The organism is Gemella sp. GL1, assembly GCF_013415365.1.
GTDB lineage: Bacteria > Bacillota > Bacilli > Staphylococcales > Gemellaceae > Gemelliphila.
In genome coordinates this window covers 15,462-33,543 of record NZ_JACBYB010000013.1, presented here as the reverse complement: position 1 = coordinate 33,543, position 18,082 = coordinate 15,462, and the positions used below count along the sequence as shown (strand labels likewise).

Annotated in this window: 16 protein-coding genes and 1 riboswitch; of the genes, 9 read left to right on the top strand and 7 right to left on the bottom strand. The window is 32.2% G+C overall.

The window, feature by feature from the left end; genetic code table 11:
• Positions 1-99 precede the first annotated feature (99 nt).
• Together HZY82_RS03670 and HZY82_RS03665 are read left to right on the top strand one after the other, a co-directional pair.
• Positions 100-1,854 carry an ABC transporter ATP-binding protein gene (locus HZY82_RS03670; protein ID WP_179938676.1) on the top strand — a complete coding sequence of 585 codons (1,755 nt, stop codon included), beginning with the start codon at positions 100-102 and terminating at the stop codon, positions 1,852-1,854.
• Entirely contained in the window at positions 1,847-3,622 is a 1,776-nt protein-coding gene (locus tag HZY82_RS03665) for an ABC transporter ATP-binding protein (RefSeq protein WP_179938669.1), read from the top strand. Before HZY82_RS03670 ends, HZY82_RS03665 begins: the two co-directional genes overlap by 8 nt.
• Positions 3,623-3,641: 19 nt before the next feature.
• Here the strand turns inward: HZY82_RS03665 and HZY82_RS03660 are convergent, their stop codons facing one another.
• The 5 genes from HZY82_RS03660 to HZY82_RS03640 all read right to left on the bottom strand — a co-directional run bounded on the left by HZY82_RS03660 (position 3,642) and on the right by HZY82_RS03640 (position 7,475).
• Positions 3,642-4,256, bottom strand: coding sequence for a TetR/AcrR family transcriptional regulator (locus HZY82_RS03660; RefSeq protein ID WP_179938667.1), 615 nt, complete (start codon positions 4,254-4,256; stop codon positions 3,642-3,644).
• 183 nt (positions 4,257-4,439) lie between these two features.
• The gene (locus HZY82_RS03655; protein WP_135156775.1) at positions 4,440-5,597 is read right to left on the bottom strand and encodes an MFS transporter; all 1,158 of its coding nucleotides are present in this window, start codon (positions 5,595-5,597) and stop codon (positions 4,440-4,442) included.
• Positions 5,598-5,744: 147 nt separating this feature from the next.
• Positions 5,745-6,155 carry a cytidine deaminase gene (locus HZY82_RS03650; protein WP_209304985.1) on the bottom strand — a complete coding sequence of 137 codons (411 nt, stop codon included), beginning with the start codon at positions 6,153-6,155 and terminating at the stop codon, positions 5,745-5,747.
• Positions 6,155-7,030: a Cof-type HAD-IIB family hydrolase gene (locus HZY82_RS03645; RefSeq protein WP_167753232.1), complete on the bottom strand. Its 876-nt coding sequence runs from the start codon at positions 7,028-7,030 to the stop codon at positions 6,155-6,157. The genes HZY82_RS03650 and HZY82_RS03645 overlap by 1 nt, the downstream gene beginning before the upstream one ends.
• A 118-nt stretch (positions 7,031-7,148) precedes the next feature.
• Positions 7,149-7,475, bottom strand: coding sequence for a DMT family transporter (locus tag HZY82_RS03640; RefSeq protein ID WP_135156769.1), 327 nt, complete (start codon positions 7,473-7,475; stop codon positions 7,149-7,151).
• Positions 7,476-7,603: 128 nt separating this feature from the next.
• On the opposite strand from HZY82_RS03640, the gene HZY82_RS03635 reads away from it, so the two are divergent.
• Positions 7,604-8,344 (top strand): MerR family transcriptional regulator, encoded by a 741-nt coding sequence (locus HZY82_RS03635; protein ID WP_179938665.1) that lies wholly within the window; start codon positions 7,604-7,606, stop codon positions 8,342-8,344.
• A gap of 112 nt (positions 8,345-8,456) precedes the next feature.
• On the opposite strand, the gene gshAB is transcribed toward HZY82_RS03635, so the two are convergent.
• Entirely contained in the window at positions 8,457-10,718 is a 2,262-nt protein-coding gene (gene gshAB, locus HZY82_RS03630) for a bifunctional glutamate--cysteine ligase GshA/glutathione synthetase GshB (protein ID WP_135156766.1), read from the bottom strand.
• A gap of 187 nt (positions 10,719-10,905) precedes the next feature.
• Here gshAB and murA point away from each other — a divergent pair, with 187 nt between their 5' ends.
• The 5 genes from murA (at position 10,906) to tig (ending at position 16,190) form a co-directional block, all read left to right on the top strand.
• A complete protein-coding gene (gene murA / locus HZY82_RS03625; RefSeq protein ID WP_135156764.1) occupies positions 10,906-12,177 on the top strand; it encodes a UDP-N-acetylglucosamine 1-carboxyvinyltransferase in 1,272 nt (423 codons plus the stop codon).
• A 26-nt stretch (positions 12,178-12,203) separates the two neighbouring features.
• Positions 12,204-12,362: a DNA-directed RNA polymerase subunit beta gene (locus HZY82_RS03620; RefSeq protein ID WP_179938663.1), complete on the top strand. Its 159-nt coding sequence runs from the start codon at positions 12,204-12,206 to the stop codon at positions 12,360-12,362.
• Between the two features lie 27 nt (positions 12,363-12,389).
• On the top strand, positions 12,390-13,376 hold the full coding sequence (gene pta / locus HZY82_RS03615; protein WP_179938661.1) for a phosphate acetyltransferase: 987 nt from the start codon (positions 12,390-12,392) through the stop codon (positions 13,374-13,376).
• A 59-nt stretch (positions 13,377-13,435) separates the two neighbouring features.
• Positions 13,436-13,543, top strand: a riboswitch (SAM riboswitch).
• Positions 13,544-13,609: 66 nt separating this feature from the next.
• Positions 13,610-14,791 (top strand): methionine adenosyltransferase, encoded by a 1,182-nt coding sequence (gene metK, locus HZY82_RS03610; protein WP_179938659.1) that lies wholly within the window; start codon positions 13,610-13,612, stop codon positions 14,789-14,791.
• A gap of 124 nt (positions 14,792-14,915) precedes the next feature.
• Positions 14,916-16,190 (top strand): trigger factor, encoded by a 1,275-nt coding sequence (gene tig, locus HZY82_RS03605; RefSeq protein WP_179938657.1) that lies wholly within the window; start codon positions 14,916-14,918, stop codon positions 16,188-16,190.
• A 96-nt stretch (positions 16,191-16,286) separates the two neighbouring features.
• Here the strand turns inward: tig and HZY82_RS03600 are convergent, their stop codons facing one another.
• Positions 16,287-17,117 (bottom strand): L-lactate permease, encoded by an 831-nt coding sequence (locus HZY82_RS03600; protein ID WP_228098236.1) that lies wholly within the window; start codon positions 17,115-17,117, stop codon positions 16,287-16,289.
• Between HZY82_RS03600 and HZY82_RS03595 the strand changes: the two genes are divergently transcribed.
• Complete coding sequence (locus HZY82_RS03595) at positions 17,011-18,057, top strand: 5'-nucleotidase C-terminal domain-containing protein (RefSeq protein ID WP_368667356.1); 1,047 nt, start codon at positions 17,011-17,013, stop codon at positions 18,055-18,057. The two genes, HZY82_RS03600 and HZY82_RS03595, sit on opposite strands and share 107 nt — an antisense overlap.
• Positions 18,058-18,082 lie beyond the last annotated feature (25 nt).

Here is an 18,082-nt window from a genome sequence, read left to right as displayed (position 1 = left end):
ACTACTATCAGTCTTTTATTAAATATCTGTTTAAATAATTACTATTTTAAGATTAAAAGTGGTATAATAACAAAATGTAAAAATGAAAGGAGTAAATATATGTATCTATTTAAAAAGCTGAGATGGTTTTTAAAGGAAGAAAAGAAAGAATATATTATAGCTATTGCCTCTCTTATTATAGTTAGTATTCTTAATCTTGTTCCACCTATAATAATAGGTAATGTTATTGATGCAGTTAATGATAAAAATTTGAGCAAAGAAGACTTGCTCTGGAATGTGGGCTTATTATTATTATCAGCTTTATCCATGTATTATCTAAGATATATTTGGAGACTTAATCTTTTTGGGGCGGCCTCTAGATTGGGACAAAAATTACGTTTTAAATTATATAGGCATTTTACAAAAATGTCGCCGTCATTTTATCAGAAATATAGGACTGGAGATTTAATGGCTCATGCTACCAATGATATTAATGCTGTTACTCAAACTGCAGGGGCAGGAGTTATGTCAGCTGTTGATGCCAGCATTACGGCTTTGGTAACATTAATTACTATGTTTTTTATGATTTCATGGAAACTTACTTTATTAGTGATAATTCCGCTTCCTTTACTTGCTTTTGCAACTAATAGAATTGGAAAAAAAATTCATGATGCTTTCAAGCAATCTCAGGCATCTTTTTCTGATTTAAATAATAATGTTCAAGAAGCCGTTACTGGGATGAAAGTAACTAAATCATTTGTTTATGGACAAGATGAAATTGAAAAATTTAATATAAATAATGATTATAACTATATGAGAAACATTAAAACTATGAAGTATGATGTATTGTTTGCCCCAGTTATTGTAGCTTTTGTTGGTCTATGTTACTTGATTTCTCTGGCTATTGGGGGATATTTTGTGTCTAAATCTGAGATGACAGTAGGTAATTTGGTAACCTTTATTACTTACTTGGACATGCTTATTTGGCCATTGCTGGCTATGGGATTCTTATTCAATGTAATTCAAAGAGGTAATGCATCTTATGAGCGTATTGAAAAACTTCTTGAAGAAGTATCTGATGTTGATCCTAATGAAAATTCTAAGTTAGAAGTATTTAATGGTAAGTTAACTTATAATATTGAAAATTTTTCTTATCAAGATGATAATACAGTTTTAAGTAATGTAAACTTTTCTATTGAAAAAGGACAAACTCTGGGTATAGTTGGACCTACGGGTTCTGGAAAGACTAGTCTTCTTAGACTTTTACTTAGAGAAAGAGATGTAAATAAGGGTTATATTAGATTAAATAATAAGAATATAGAAGATTATAAGTTATCAAAGTTAAGAAGTTTAATTGCTTATGTTCCCCAAGATCAAATATTATTCTCAACATCTATTATGGATAATATTAAATTCGCTAACACTTCTATTAGTGAAGAGGAGGTTTTTGAAGCTGCTAAATTAAGTGGAATTTATAAGGATATTCTTGATATGCCAGAATCTTTTGGAACTTTAGTAGGGGAGAGAGGGGTTTCCTTATCTGGTGGTCAAAAACAACGTATAGCTATAGCTAGGGCTTTAGTTATGAATCCAGAAATTCTTATTTTAGATGATTCTCTATCTGCAGTAGATGCTAAGACAGAGGACTTGATTTTAAATAATCTTGCTAAGTTGCGTGCGGGGAAAACAAATATTATCACAGCTCATAGACTATCGTCTGTCGTTAATGCTGATTTAATCATTGTTATGTCTAATGGTAGGATTTTAGAAAAGGGTAGGCATGAAGATTTACTTGCTAATAAATCATGGTACTATGAAACCTACAATAAACAACAAATAGAAAATATACTGGAAGGAGGAAATGATAATGACTAAGGAAGTGAAGAATGTAGCTTCAGCTAAAAGACAATGGCAAGTTTTTAAAAGACTAGTTGGCTATGGAGACAAGTATAAATTTCTATTAGTTCTAGCTCTCTTATTCTTATTTGTAACGACTATTATACAGGCTATTATCCCAAGAATAGCTAAGTATTTCATTGACACTTATATACACCCTGATAGCTATAATGTAAGTTCTACAGTGATTTATATCTTGCTAGCTTACTATGGACTTTATCTTCTTCAAGCAATATTTACCTATCTTGGTAAAATCACTTTTTCCAAAGTATCTTTTGGAATAGTTAGGGATCTTAGAAATGAGGCTTTTTCTAAAATTCAAAAATTGTCCATGTCTTATTTTGACAAGACAGCAGCGGGATCTATTGTATCTAGGTTAACTAATGATACAGAAGCTATTGCCAATATGTTCGGAGTTATATTTTCTAGTTTTATTTCTGGAACGTTCTTGATTTTTGTATCTCTATACTCAGTATTTTCTCTAAATTATAATTTAGGATTATTTTTATCAGCCCTTATGCCATTAGTTTTTGCTTGTATGTATTATTATAGAAAATTGTCAGTAGGTGCTATGTCTGCCACTAGGTCAAAGTTATCGGAGATAAATTCTAAATTAGCAGAGTCTATTGATGGAATGAGAATTATTCAATCCTTTAATCAGGAGAAACGATTAACTGAAGACTTTGAAAAAATTAATAGTGATCATACTAATTATTATATTAAGTATCTAAAGGTAGATTCTCTACTTCTTAGACCAGCTTTAGCACTTTTAAAAATGATAGCCTATGCCATCTTATTACTGTATTTTGGTTTCCAAGGAGAATACTTAGGACTTACAGCAGGTACCATGTATGCTTTTATTCAATATACTAACAGATTATTTGACCCTATGATAGAGCTTACCCAATCATTTTCAGCTATGCAGACCTCTGTTGTATCGGCAGAGAGGGTATTTGAACTTATTGATGAGAACTCTTATGAACCTAAGCAAAATAATAAGGATATTAAGATTAATGAAGGGAATATTGAATTTAAAAATGTATCTTTTTCTTATGATGGTAAGAGAGATATTCTTAAGGATATTTCATTTAAGGTTAATAAGGGAGAAACTATTGCTTTTGTAGGGCATACGGGTTCGGGTAAATCTTCCATTATAAATTTATTTATGAGATTTTATGATTTTGATAGAGGACAAATATTAATTGATGGTCAAGATATTAAAGATTATAAGAGAGAAGAACTTTTATCAAAAATAGGTTTAGTTCTGCAAGATCCATTCTTATATCATGGGGACATTGAGTCTAATATTAGACTATTCTCTAAGAATATTTCTGATGAAGATATTGTTGAAGCGGCAAAATTTGTTGATGCTCATGACTTTATTTCTAGGTTAGATGGAGCTTATAAGGCCAAAGTTACAGAAAGAGGTTCTACTTATTCAACAGGTCAAAGGCAGCTTATTACTTTCGCTAGAACAATTGCCCACAATCCAAAAATCTTGATATTGGATGAGGCAACAGCCAATATTGATTCTGAAACTGAAGATTTAATTCAAGCATCCTTATCTAAGATGAGAAAGGGTAGGACAACTATTGCAATAGCCCATCGTTTATCTACAATTCAAGATGCAAATTGTATTTATGTGTTAGATAAGGGTAGAATTATAGAGTCTGGTAGTCATGAAGACTTGCTAGCCTTAGAAGGAACTTATTATAAGATGTATTTATTGCAAACAGGAAATAAATAAAATAAAAAGTGATTTAGAATTAATTTTCTAAATCACTTTTTTTGAATATCTTTTCAAGCTGCTCATCATTTGATAAGCTAAGCAATTGAATAGAGTGTTCCATAGTACCTTTAAAAGTTGTATTATCTTTAATTGCAGCAGAACAGATAGCGCCTTGAAGAGTTATACAGAACCATCTAGCAATATTAAGGCTATATGCTAGATGAACACCAACTTTTTCAAGTTCTTCAGCAAGAGAGCTTTTCCAATTTCTAAGCATTTCAGAAGCCTTGTCAGCCACAGTCTTTGCTTGACCAACTGTCTCTAGTGCTAAAAGAGTTATTCTAAAAGACGGTGTACCGTATTTTTCTTCTTTATTTACAAATAAGTCCACTAGTAATCTTAAAACTGCTTCAGGGTCCTTACATTTTTTTGATTTTTTAGCAAATGTTTTGCTAAATTCATCAGAAATTTTATCTAAAGCAGCACAAATAATTTCATCTTTTCCTTTGGGGAAGTAGTAGTAAATAGATCCTTGTGGAGCTTTAGATTGTTTTACTATTTCTTGAATGCTTGTTTCAGAATATCCTTTTTTTTGGACAAGCTGGACGGCAGATTTGATAATGTTGTCTTTTGTTTTATTATTTAAAGTCATAAAAACATATTCCTATTTATTCTTCATTACATTTAAGTTAGATTATAACACTATAAGAAAAAACTTTCAATATCTTCCGTTTACATTTTATTATAAAGTTAATTAAGGAGTGAGATTTAATCTAATATAGTGAATTTAGTACAAAATAAAATCCCACTAGAAATTTTCTAGTAGGCTTTTATATTAGTTTTTGTTTTTTAAAATTGAGTAGCAAAGAATGTTAATTAACATGAATGCTGACGTCATGTAGAATGGAGTAGTGAATATGTCTAGTCCATATTTTTGTGGTAATTTAGTTAGAATGATAGGTGTTAAAACTCCACCTAGTTGTCCAAAAATTAGTGCAAAACTTGTTACGAAGTTAATTTGTTCCTTCTTGAATGTTCTTGAGATGTAGTAGAATACACCAGACATGTTACCTGTGAAGGCAGTTGCTACCAAGAATGCTGAAATGTAGAAAACAGGAACAGAATTTGATAATGTAAATCCAAGTAATGAGATACCCATTAATGTTGACATTATTAAAATTGCTTTGAAACCAAACTTATTAGTGAACTTTCCGAATAGGGCACCGATAACAATACCAGATAAACCTAAGAATGATAGTAGATTAGAAGAGAATGCTTTAGAGTATCCCCATTTGTTTTCTAATAAGAATGGAATCGTGTTTGTTGCACCGATATAAGCGATCCCTATTAGTAAGGTAATAAGTGCTAGTGCAATAACATCTTTGTTAATTATAACAACAGATTTTGCAGGTGCTACTTTAGTAACGTCTTCAGTGTTATCAACCCAGAAGTAAAACATTACCATAATAGGTAGCACTAATAAGTAAACTAAAAATGTATATTGAGCACCGATGTATAGGGTATAACCAGCTATAAGAGTAGTTATAAATTTACCAATGTTTAGGAAAACCATTCTATAACCAATCATTTTGGCTCTATCAACACCTTCGTAGTAATCACTGATGATTGAAATAGATATTGAGTTGAACAGTCCAAGTCCAATACCTAGAATCAATCTAGAGTAGAATACTATGCGATAGTTATCGTAATTAGTGAATGAAATAACACCAGATATAAAGATAAATGAAAGACCTAAAAGTACAGTGTTTTTCTTTCCAATTTTCGCAATAAACAAGTTACTTAGTAAGAGACCGATTGCTATAGTTGATCCTGTTACAGCGATAAGTTGTTGCACATCAGCGATTCCGATATTGGGGTTAATACCCTTATATAGCTTAAGTAAAGATGGTAATGCCGGAGCAATTGATGTGTGTGACATTAAGAATAATGCTATTGATAAAATAGCAAATTTCATAGTTGTTTTATTTTGCATAAAAAACTCCTTTTTAAATTGTTGTATAGCAATTATATTTGTTTATCAATTCTATGTCAAGTTATATGCTAGAAGTAACTATAAGTCTATATAATTAGTTGAATAAAAAACTATAAGGAGTATTCCTTATAGTTTTAAAAAATTATATTATTTTAATTTGTTTTTTGTGAATGCAAGAGGTAGGACTTCTTGGAAGAAATCATATACCTGATATTCACATTTGTCATTACCTAGGATTACTTGGAAACCTTCTTCGGCAAATTCAGCAATAACTTGCCTGCAAACACCACAAGGTGGACAATAATTTTCTAGATTCCCATTAGGTCCACCAACTATAGCAATTTTAATAAATTCTTTCTGGCCTTCACTTACTGCTTTGAATATAGCTGTTCTTTCAGCACAGTTTGAAGGTGTATAACTTGCATTCTCTATATTACAACCTGTGAAGACTTGACCATTTTTAGTCAAAATTGCTGCTCCCACATTAAAATTAGAGTAGGGAACATAGGAATTTTTTGTAGCTTCTATGGCAGCTTGAACTAGTTCTTCATTACTTATCATAGTGAATTTTCTCCTTTCAGCAGTTTGAATATCATTTCTCCAACTCCATTTTTATCGTTGTCGAAATCAGAAATATAACTTGCTTTCTTTATTAATTCTGGATTACCATTGTTAATAGCAACGCTATACTTAGCAAGTTCTATCATGGATAAATCGTTAAGATTATCTCCAAGAACCATAGTATTATCTAGGCTTATCCCTTTTTCTTTAGCTACATTTTTAACAGCTTGTCCCTTAGAGGCTTTAGCATTTGTTATTTCTATATTATTTACACCAGAAGAAGTGACACTTATATTTTTATTTATTTCTAATTCTTCTCGAACTTTTTTTAATAATTCCATATCCTTACTGACAGTCATTATTTTGACTACAGGGTTATTGGCATCATTTAGATAATCATCGATATTAGCAACTTCTACTAGATGACCTGATTGGACACGTTCTTTTGTTTCTTCTTTTATAGCCTCTATATTGACTTCATGTCCTTGAACAAGAACCAGATCAATGAAGGCCTGCATATTAGCCTCTATAGATTCTGTGTAAAGACATTTAGGTGTGTATAATTGGTAGTCTAGACCAAATTTCTTGAATGTCTCGCTTATAAATGAAATATCTTCTAAATCTAAATTTATTGAACTAATTAGATTTCCTTTTTCATCATAGGTCATAGCTCCATTAAGACAAATTAATTCTGTTTTTAGATTCGCTTGACTTATAGGTTGCATTGCTTCATAGTGGGCACGTCCTGTAGCTATTAAGAATTCAACCCCATTATCACGTGCAAATTTTATAGCTTCCATATTTCTTTCAGAAATTACATGATCACTGTTTAAAAGTGTTCCATCCATGTCGCTTACTATAAGTTTTATCATAATATCACCTCTATATTTCTTTTGGAATATCATTATAACACAAAAAATCTTGAAAATCTCTGAATAATATTATGATTTCATGATTAAATTTACACTAGTAAGTTATTGTAATGTAAAATTAATGACTTGCATTTCCTAATATGTTTATTATTAAGACACCTGCTATAATTAGGATTAGACCTAGTATAGTATAGAGATTGATATTTTCTTTATAAATAAGTATGGCTATAATATTTGTTAAAATAAGTCCTAGTCCTGTCCAAGTTGCATAGGCAATACCAAGTGGTAGTCGGGCTAGGGCTAGAGATAAGAAATAGAATGAAAATCCAAAACTTATCAAAGAGGCACTGGTAGGTACTATTTTTGTGAATCCTTCCGATAGTTTAAGTAGTGAAGAACCTAATACTTCTGTAACTATAGCTAAAAATAAAAATAAGTAATACATAAAAAAATCTCCTTTAATTAAAGTTATTATTGAGAAATAGCCTTGTTTAGTCTACAATATGTTATTATAACCTTCAAGTAACTTCAGGGTCAATAGGGTATAGAATTTTTAAGGTGGGATTTATAGAAATGAAAAAGATAAATATTAAATATGCAGCTGATATTTTAAACTTAAATAGCTCTACTTTAAGATATTGGGAGAAAGAAGGATTGATTAATTTTTCTAGAGGGGAAAGTAATAATTATAGGGAATTTTCTTCTAATGATTTGTTGGAACTACTGGATTTACAATTATGTAGAGATTTGGAAATCCCTCTAAAGGAGTTAAAGGGAAGAAAACAATGGAATCTAGAGAAGTGGGAGGAAGTAAGTGATACACAATTAAAGTATGTAGAAGAAAAGATAAAAAAATATAGAATTTTAAAAAATAAAATATTGCGAAAAAAGTTTTTAATTGAGGAAATTGAAAGGAATAAAGATTCTTTAATCTATGTAGAAGCATTAGATATAGCCTATAAATTTTTATTAGAAGATGATTCTATTTTTGATAAGACAATTATAATAGCTTATAGGGAAAATCCAGAAGTACATGGAATATTTATATCTTTGGATACTTCTAAAATGTCCTATGGGATATTTTCAAATTCTTCTGAGGAAAAGTTTATTTGGCAGAATAAAAAGGCAGAAGGATTTTTGTTTGGAATACTGAAAGTGGGGAGGGATGGTACTTTATCTAATCTTAATGAGTTACTTAACTTGGCCCAATTAGAGGGATGTGAGATAGATTATATAGTAGGTAAGTATCTTATATCGGCTAATGACGGAGAAGAATTTTGTGATTATTATGGTGCCTATTTGAAAATCAGATAATTTGGAATAATACCATGTTTTTCTAAGTTTTGTTATTTAGATTATCTACCTTATTTTATAGTGGAAGATTTTATCGGTCAGAAAAAAAGACAGGACCAAAGTCCTGTCTTTTTTATTTATTGTATTTCTCAGGAAATAACATTTCTAGTACATTTTCTGTAAGTCTGCGACTCTTACCTTGTGCTGGAAAGATATGCATCATCATCATTGGGTTGAAGTTTGCTTCTATGACTCCGTAGTTAGACTTATCTGCCGCCTGAGTCAAGTCTTCTATCATAAGGTCGACTCCACAGACTTTAGCCCCCATAGCTTGAGTAATCTTGACTGCTAGGTCTTTATATGATGGATGGACCTCGTCAGTTCTATCTATTGAATCTCCACCTGTTGAGATATTTGAATTTGCTCTTAGGTAGGCGATTTGTCCCTCTTCTAAGATACTATTAAAGTTAAAGCCTTGTTCTTTTAGTTGTAGTTCTTCTATATCTCCAAGTTTGATTTTTTTTAAGGGAGAGGATAGGCCGTCACCACGTAGAGGAGATTTATTTTTATTTTTAACTAGTTCCTTAATAGTTGATTTTCCATCTCCCATCACATTGGCAGGGACTCTTTCTAAAACAGCCAGTGTCTTATCTTTTAAGACGAAGAATCGGTATTCTGTTCCAGTTATATACTCTTCTATCATAATCTCTCTATCTTCTGCTAAGGCGATTGATACTGCTTTTTCATAGTCTTTAATGTCCTTAATACCTTGTGAGAAAATAGAAATTCCTAGTCCATAGTTTGTGGATTTAGGCTTCACTACTATTGCTTTATTCTGAATTTTTGAAAAATCTCTTAATGCATCTTCTATGTTAGTGTATTGATATGACTTAGGAACTCTAAGTTTAGCATCTTCTAATACTTTTTTAGTTACAAGTTTGTTTTCCATTATTAATGGTGAAATATAAGAATCATGTTTAGTCATGTTTCCGTTTTTTACATATTCGATATGATCTTTATAAGAAAGTTTTAGAAATTGGTCGTGTTCATCTAAGATTTCTATTTTAATACCTTGTGAGATAGCATCTGCCATTAGGGCTTGGGTAGATAGTTCCATAGACGAAAATTCTGTAAGTGAGTAGTACTTATCCAATGCATCTTTTTTGTATTTAATTGCCAGCTCCATCCCTAATTTTGCCATAGATCCTTTTTCTTTATAGTCATTCCATAGCCTAGCAGCTAGTGTTTTTTCTACATTGTCAATAGCTTGCATTTTTTCTTTTACAAGTTCTATGTCGCTTGTAGGATAGCCAGATAAGTCTAGGAAGTTAAGTAATTCTTGGAATAAGAAGTTTGCTTCTTCTTTGTATCTGATGGCTGAAAGTGGGCCGTCTAAGGAAGTGAGCTGGCTATAGTCTTTTCCTATTTCCACTGATTTACTTGGATTTTCTTCATCTAACCACAGCATAAGTAGGATGAATAAGTGAATGAAACGAATATCTTTTTCTTCTATTCCGTATTTAGCGTAAGGGTTGAGGTCAAATAATCTAAATTCGAGATATTGGACTCCCTCGTCGACAAGTTCTGAGACAGATTCTGAACCTCTAAATCTAACGCTTGAGTAGAATTCTTTTTCGGCAATCAACTGCTTTGAATCTACACAAGATCTAATATCTTTAGCATATTCTTCTATTGAATTGAATGATACTTTGATACTATTATCATTTACATAGCCATATTTGGAATATCTTAAACATCGCACTTCATTTTCTGTTTTAGCAAGTTTCTCAAAAAATTCATCTGGAGCTATAGGAGAGGCTCCATATAAGTAAATTAATAGCCACTGATACCTAATGAATTGCCTTGCTAATTTTATATAAAGTTGATTCCTTACTTCATTTTCTTTTAGCTTACTTTCTTCTAATAATGAATTGATAAAGTCTTGACTAAAGCCAAAGTTGTAATGGATTCCTGATAGGATTTGTTTACATTTACCATAAGTTTTGACTAGATAGTTTCTATACTCGACATCTTTAGGGTTATCGAATTGGGCTACTCTAATATCTTCTAGTTTTGGCATTATTCCTGGAACGGACATTGGCCAAATATATTCATCTCTAGGAATTTTTCTAAGAACTACTTCATGTATAGCGGACAGGTATCTATATACTTGTCTTTCACTTTTTTCTGCTGATGTAATTAATTCCAATTGTGATTCTGCAAAATCAGTTTGAATATAGGGATGGCCGAGTCTATTTCCTATATTCCTAGGATGATCGCTTTTAGAGATCTGTCCATCAGCTAGCACTCTATGTCCTTCTTTTTCTATTCCTATAGTTGCTTCATTATATAGAGAAAATAAATTTTTCTTTATTATTATTTTTCTGAAATTCATAATTAAAATCTTTCTTTGATATAAATTTGTATAATATATGCTTTAATTTTATCATAAGACAAGGGATTTGTAATTAAATCGGCTTATAAAAATCTCGGGTAAAAAACTTTGTAAAATAGTCTTATATGTGGTATTATTTAGTAGAATATATACATAAGTTGATGTGTAAAATATTGGAGGAATTATTTTGAGTAAAATATTAGTTAAGGGTGGAACAGCCTTAAAAGGAGAGGTACAGATAGATGGAGCAAAGAATGCTGTATTACCCATAGTAACAGCTGCAGCTCTAGCCACGGAAGGAGTTAGTAAGCTAACCAATGTACCTAATTTATCAGATGTTAAGATTATAAGTAATTTACTTACATCATTAGGGGTTAAAGTAGATTATAATCAACAAGAAAAAACTTTGGAAATTGATGCAAGAGAAAAATTAAAAACAGAAGCTGAATTTGAATTTGTCTCTAAAATGAGGGCTTCATTTTTAGTAGCAGCACCAATTTTAGCAAGAGAAGGATATGCCCATGTAGCTATGCCAGGAGGATGTGCAATCGGTGGACGTCCAATTGGATTACACTTGAAAGGATTTGAACACCTAGGAGCAAAAGTTGTTCAAGATGCTGGATATGTGGAACTTAAAGCAGAGGAGGGTCTTAAAGGAACAACTATCTTTTTTGACTTTCCATCAGTGGGGGCAACGCAAAATGTAGTAATGGCTGCTTGCTTAGCAGAAGGAACAACTATTTTAGAAAATGCTGCACAGGAACCAGAGATCGGAGATATGATAGATTTCTTAACTAAGATGGGTGCTAAAATTTCTGGTAAAAACACAGCTACTTTGGTGATTGAAGGGGTAGAGAAACTTACTGGAGCAGAGTATGCAATCATGCCTGATCGTGTAGAAGCAGCTACTTATATGATAGCAGCGGCAGCTACTAAGGGAGATGTTTTAGTAAAAGGTGCTAGATATCGTGATAATGTAGCCTTAGTTGCTAAGATGCGTGAAATGGGAGTTACTATTGAAGTTTTAGATGAGAATTCTATGCGTGTTACAAATACAAGAGAATTTTTGAATCCAACAGATGTTAAAACCTTACCACATCCAGGATTTTTAACTGATATGCAATCACAAATGATGGTATTAATGTTACTTGCTAAGGGAACTTCAACAATAACTGAGACTGTATTTGAAAATAGGTTTATGAATGTTGAGGAACTTCGTCGTATGAATGCTAAGATTAGAATTGAAGGGCGTACAGCTTTAATCGAAGGTGGAGTTCAGTTAGAGGGGGCAAATGTTAAGGCAACTGACTTACGTGCGGGTGCTTCTCTAATCATATCTGGACTTATTGCTCATGGAGAGACAATTATTCGTCATATTGAGCATATCGATCGTGGTTATGTAGATGTTGAAAGTAAGTTTAGAAAATTAGGTGCAGATATTGTTCGTATAGTTGAGTAATAAAAATCTGTAGGAGATTAAAAGTTATGAAATTCTTATGGAAACTTTTAAAATTTTATATTATCTTCTTTTTGCTATTATACGTTGGCCTAATAATAGGATATAGTGTAATAGGTGATGGAGATCTTATAGACGCTGTTAGTTTATCAGCGGTTAAGCACATGGTTAATTTATTGAGAATGTAGTTATTAAAAAATTTAGGAGTGATCAAAATGGCGTTAAATACAGGATTATTTAAAGAGTTATTAGGAAAAGTAGAAGGGAAAAATATACCTATTGTATTTCCAGAAGGGAAAGATAAGAGAATTTTACATGCTGCAGTAAGATTGAGTGCTACATCAGCAGTGAAACCAGTAGTTATCGGAAAAAGAGAAGAGTTAGAAGCTTTAGCTAATGAAGAGTTTTTACAAATAGGTGGATTGGAAATTGTTGATCATTTAAGTTATGATGGAATTGAAGAAATGGTTGCTACTTTAGTTGAGCGTCGTGCTGGAAAAGTAACTGAGGAGCAAGCTCGTGAATTATTAAAAGATGTTAACTATTTTGGAACAATGCTTGTCTACATGAATAAAGTTGCCGGTTTAGTATCAGGTGCAATGCATTCAACTGGGGATACGGTAAGACCAGCATTACAAATTATTAAAACAAAAGCAGATGTTAAGCGTACAAGTGGTGCTTTCATCATGAGTCGTGGGGAAGAGCGTTATGTCTTTGCTGATTGTGCAATCAATCCAACTTTAGATGCGGAAGGATTATCAGAAGTGGCAATCACAAGTGCTGAAACTGCTAAAAGTTTTAATATAGATCCTAAAGTAGCTATGTTATCATTCTCAACATATGGATCGGCTAAGACTCCGGACACAGAAAAAGTAGCAGAAGCTACAAAACTTGTAAAAGAAAAGGCTCCTGAGTTATCTGTTACTGGAGAAATTCAGTTTGATGCAGCAATAGTACCAGCGGTAGCTAAATTAAAATGTCCAGATTCAGAAATACAAGGTGACTCTAATGTGTTTGTATTCCCGTCACTAGAAGCAGGTAACATTGGATATAAAATTGCTGAACGTTTAGGTGGATTCGATGCTATAGGACCAATTTTACAAGGTTTAAACGCACCTGTTAATGATTTATCACGTGGATGTAATGAACTTGATGTACTTAAATTAGCTTTAATTACAGCTGTTCAATCACTTGAAAAATAACTTTGACAAATATAGAAAAATTATTATATAATTAGACAATATACAAAAAAGAAATAAGATACTTATCAAGAGTGAGTGAGGGATAAGGCCCAGTGAACTCCAGCAACCTAAAGCATAGCTTTAAGGTGCTTTCCTAAGCAGAGTAAGATTACTTTGAGCGATGAGAAATATAAAAAACTCTCTCGCTATGCGTGAGAGTTTTCTTTTGATTGGTATAAAATTAGGGAGATATAATGGCAAAAACATATTTATTTACATCGGAATCAGTAACAGAAGGACACCCAGATAAGATAGCAGACCAAATTTCGGATGCAATTTTAGATGAAATTTTAAAGCAAGATCCATATGGTCGAGTTGCATGTGAGACAGCAGTTAATACAGGTATTGCAGTATTAATTGGAGAGGTTACTACAAGTGCAAATGTGGATTTCCAAAAAATTGTTAGGGATACAATTAATAAAATTGGATACAATGATGCAGCTCTAGGATATTCGGGTGACGCTATTTCAGTATTGGTAGCTTTAGATAAACAATCACCAGATATTGCTCAAGGGGTTGATAAAGCAATAGAAAGTCGTACTAGATCTTTTGATAATGAAGTGGGGGCAGGAGATCAAGGTTTAATGTTTGGTTTTGCGACTAATGAAACAGAAACATATATGCCCCTGCCGATTTATCTAAGTCACAAATTATCAAAAAGATTAGCTACAGTTAGAAAAGATGGAACTTTAGATTATTTAGGACCAGATGGAAAGGTGCAAGTTACAGTTGAATATGATCTAAACAACCTTGCTCAAAGAATTGATACAGTGGTTGTATCAACTCAGCATGCAGAAGAAATAAGCCAGGAACAAATCCATGTTGATATTAAAGAGCATGTTATTAAACCATGTCTTGATGAAAAATTACTTGATGAAAATACTAAGTACTTTATTAATCCGACAGGACGTTTTGTAATTGGTGGACCGGTTGGGGATGCTGGACTTACAGGACGTAAAATTATTGTTGATACTTACGGTGGTTATGCTCGTCATGGAGGAGGAGCTTTTTCTGGTAAAGATGCGACAAAAGTTGACCGTTCGGCAGCCTATATGGCAAGATATATAGCTAAAAATATTGTTGCAGCAGGTTTATGTGATAAGGTAGAGGTTCAATTGGCATACGCTATTGGTGTTGCTAACCCGGTTTCTATTTTTATTGATGCTTTTGGAACAGCTAAAGTTGATGAAGGAGATATAGTCAAAGTTATTAAAGAAAATTTCACTTTAACACCAAATGGAATTATTGAAACCTTAGATTTAAGAAAGCCAGTTTTTTCAAAAACAGCAGCCTATGGACATTTTGGACGTGATGATGTTGATTTTACATGGGAAAGACTTGATAAGGTAGAAGTATTCAAACAATTATTAAAATAATTATGATGAAATAGTTAGTAAATGCTTTAACAATTGACTTTTCAAAGTATTTACTATATAATGAAACAAGAATTTTGGCTGTTTTTTAGCCTAAAAATAATGATATATTCGGAGGACCAGTAAAATGGCAGAAATCTTAAAAAAAGAAGATGGACTAGTTGTAATTAGTTTTTCAGCTTCAGGTGAAGAATTTGTAAAAGCTTTAGATGTAGCTTTCAAAAAAGTTGTAAAAAAAGTTAATGCACCAGGTTTCAGACGTGGGAAATTACCAAGAAACGTATTTAACAAAATGTATGGTGAAGAATCTTTATACCAAGATGCAATAGATCACATTTTACCAGCTGCATATCGTACAGCTATTGATGCATTAGAAATCGATCCATTAGCAATGCCTGATATCGATGTAAAAGATTTAAGCAAAGAAAATGGTGTTGTATTTGAAGCAAGTGTACCAGTTCGTCCAGATGTTAAACTTGGAGAATATAAAAATCTAGGTCTTGCTAAAGAAGAAGTGCTTGTAACAGATGCTGATGTAGATGCTAGAATTGATCAAGTTTTATCTAGACAAGCAGAGTGGGCTATTAAAGAGGGTGCTTCAGCTAAAGGAGATATAGTAGTAATCGACTTTAAAGGATTTGTTGATGGTGTAGCCTTTGATGGTGGAGAAGCTAATGGATATGAATTAGAGTTAGGATCTAACTCATTCATTCCTGGTTTTGAGGACCAATTAGTAGGGAAAACTGCTGGAAGTAAAACAGAAGTTGAGGTTCAATTCCCAGAAAACTATCAAGTTGTAGATTTAGCTGGAAAAGACGCTAAATTTGAAGTAACAGTTCATGATGTTAAAGAAAAACAACTACCAGAATTAACTGATGAATTCGTAAAAGACTTTACTAAAGAAGAAGTTACTAATGTAGCAGATTACAAGGCTAAGGTTAAGGAAGACTTAACTAGAGAAAAAAGAGATCTAGCAGAAAGAACACACATGGATGCTGTCTTAGCTAAAATTGTAGAAAATGCAAGTATTAATGTTCCTACTAAATTAGTAGATCAAGAAGTAGAAGGAATGTATTCTAACTTCAAAGCTAATTTAGAACGTCAAGGTTTATCAGTGGACCTATACGAGCAATTTACAGGTAAAACTTCAGCGGATATTAAGGCTGAGATGAGACAAGAAGCTGAAAATAAAATTAAAACATCATTCGTATTAGATCAAGTAGCAACAGAAGAAAAAATTGAAGTTACTGATGCGGATGTTGAGGCAGAAATCAAACAATTAGCAGAGAATTACTCTATGACGGAAGAAGATGTTAAGAGGAATCTAGGGGCTAATGCGGATCTTAAAGCTGAATTAGTAATTAAGAAAACTGTTGATTTCTTAAAAGAAAGCAATAAATAATTAACGATGAAAAGAAGTTGCAATTGCAACTTCTTTTCATGTAAGAAATAATAAAAAAGACTTGAATTAAACAATTCAAGTCTTTTTTATTTTTATTTATCGAGTTACAAAAAAGTTTGCGATACATACTAGAGCTAGTATAACAATACTTATTTTAACTGTTTTAGCAAAAATTTTGCTGTCTTGGTTTACTAATCCTACGGCTGCAGCAGCAACAACTATAGATTGTGGAGAAATCATCTTAGCTATAGCTCCACCCATAACGTTAGCAGCTACTAGTAGTGAAGGATCAATTCCTAATTGACTTGCTGTTACTGATTGTAGTCCTGCGAATAGTGAACCTGCATTAACAACAGATCCTGTTAGGAAAACTCCTATCCAACCTAATATAGGTGATAGTAATGGGAAAACTGCCCCAGTATTTGCGAATGCTAGCCCTAATGTAGATGACATTCCTGAGTAAGTAGCGATTTTAGCTAGGGCTAATACTGAACAGATTGTTAATATAGGTGCGTATAACTCTTTAAATGTTTCTGAAACGACTTCTTTAACAATAGAAGATTTTACTCTAAATAATAAAATTGTAACAATTGCAGCTAATAAAATAGCTGAAGTTGTATGAGTGAATGGTGCGAAAGTAAAGATTGCCTTAATAGGTGTAGTTTTTTCTACTACTGGCGCAACACTTGCTATTGCTTCATGCATATTAAAGTACTCAAATTTATAAATTAAAGAGTTTAGAGGCCCTGCTGCTCCTTTTAAGGCTGGAGCAAGAGATGATTCGACTGCATATACAGATATTAAGAAAGGATCTCTAGCTATTAAGAATGTAGCAGATCTATACTTATACGATAATGTGGCAGCTATTATTAAATTAACAGGTGCACAGCTTAAAGAATGGTTAGAAATGTCTGCGGGACAATTCAATACTATTGATCCAAATAATAAAGAAGAGCAAGAATTAGTTAACACTGCATATAGAACATATAATTTTGATGTTATTGACGGAGTGGACTATGATCTTGATGTTACTCAAAAAAATAAATATGATATAAGCGGAAACTTGGTTAATGAAAATTCTGAAAGAGTTAAAAATCTAACTTACAAGGGTCAAGTAGTAGATCCTAAACAGGAATTTATTGTTGTTACAAATAACTATCGTATGAGTGGTAAATTTCTGGGAGTAAAAGATGCGGGCTTTAAACAATTATTAAGTTTAGAAAACCGTCAAGCTATCATTAATTATATTGTAAGTGAGAAAAATATTAATCCTACGGCAGACTTTAACTGGAATTTTGTGGATACTATCAAAGGTTTGAATTTGACATTTAAAACGGCGCAAATCGCTAAAGGTCTATTAGAAAGGTATCCGAATATTAGCTATCTTGCTGATGTTGAAAATGGATTTACTAAGTATAAGTATGATTATAAGGATAGAGTTTTTAAAGTGGAAAATCCTATAGAAGAAAATCAAAGTCAAGTAGAAAAAACAAATCCTGTAATCAAGGATCAAAAAGACGACTTAAATTCTAAAAATCAAGAAGATTTGAAAGAGTTTGAAAAAGAAATAGAAAATACTAAAGTAGCAGATATAATAGAAAGAATTTCCAGTAAAGAAAAAGCTATAAATACTTGGATTGAAAAAGTAGTTGTGGAAGATAGTTTGAGTAAGGATTCTTTTAGGAAAACTTCAAATCTAGCTACCAAACAAAGCGAATTGAAAATTTCAAGTGATACTAATAAAAGTTCACTTTTACCTAAGACAAACATAAGTACAGATTCTGATGTAAAACTTCCTGCGGCATTGGCGACGATATTAATCGCAGCTGGATTAATGGTAAGAAGGAAAGAAAATAGGATAAAATAGGCCCAGTCTATACTTATCCAAACTA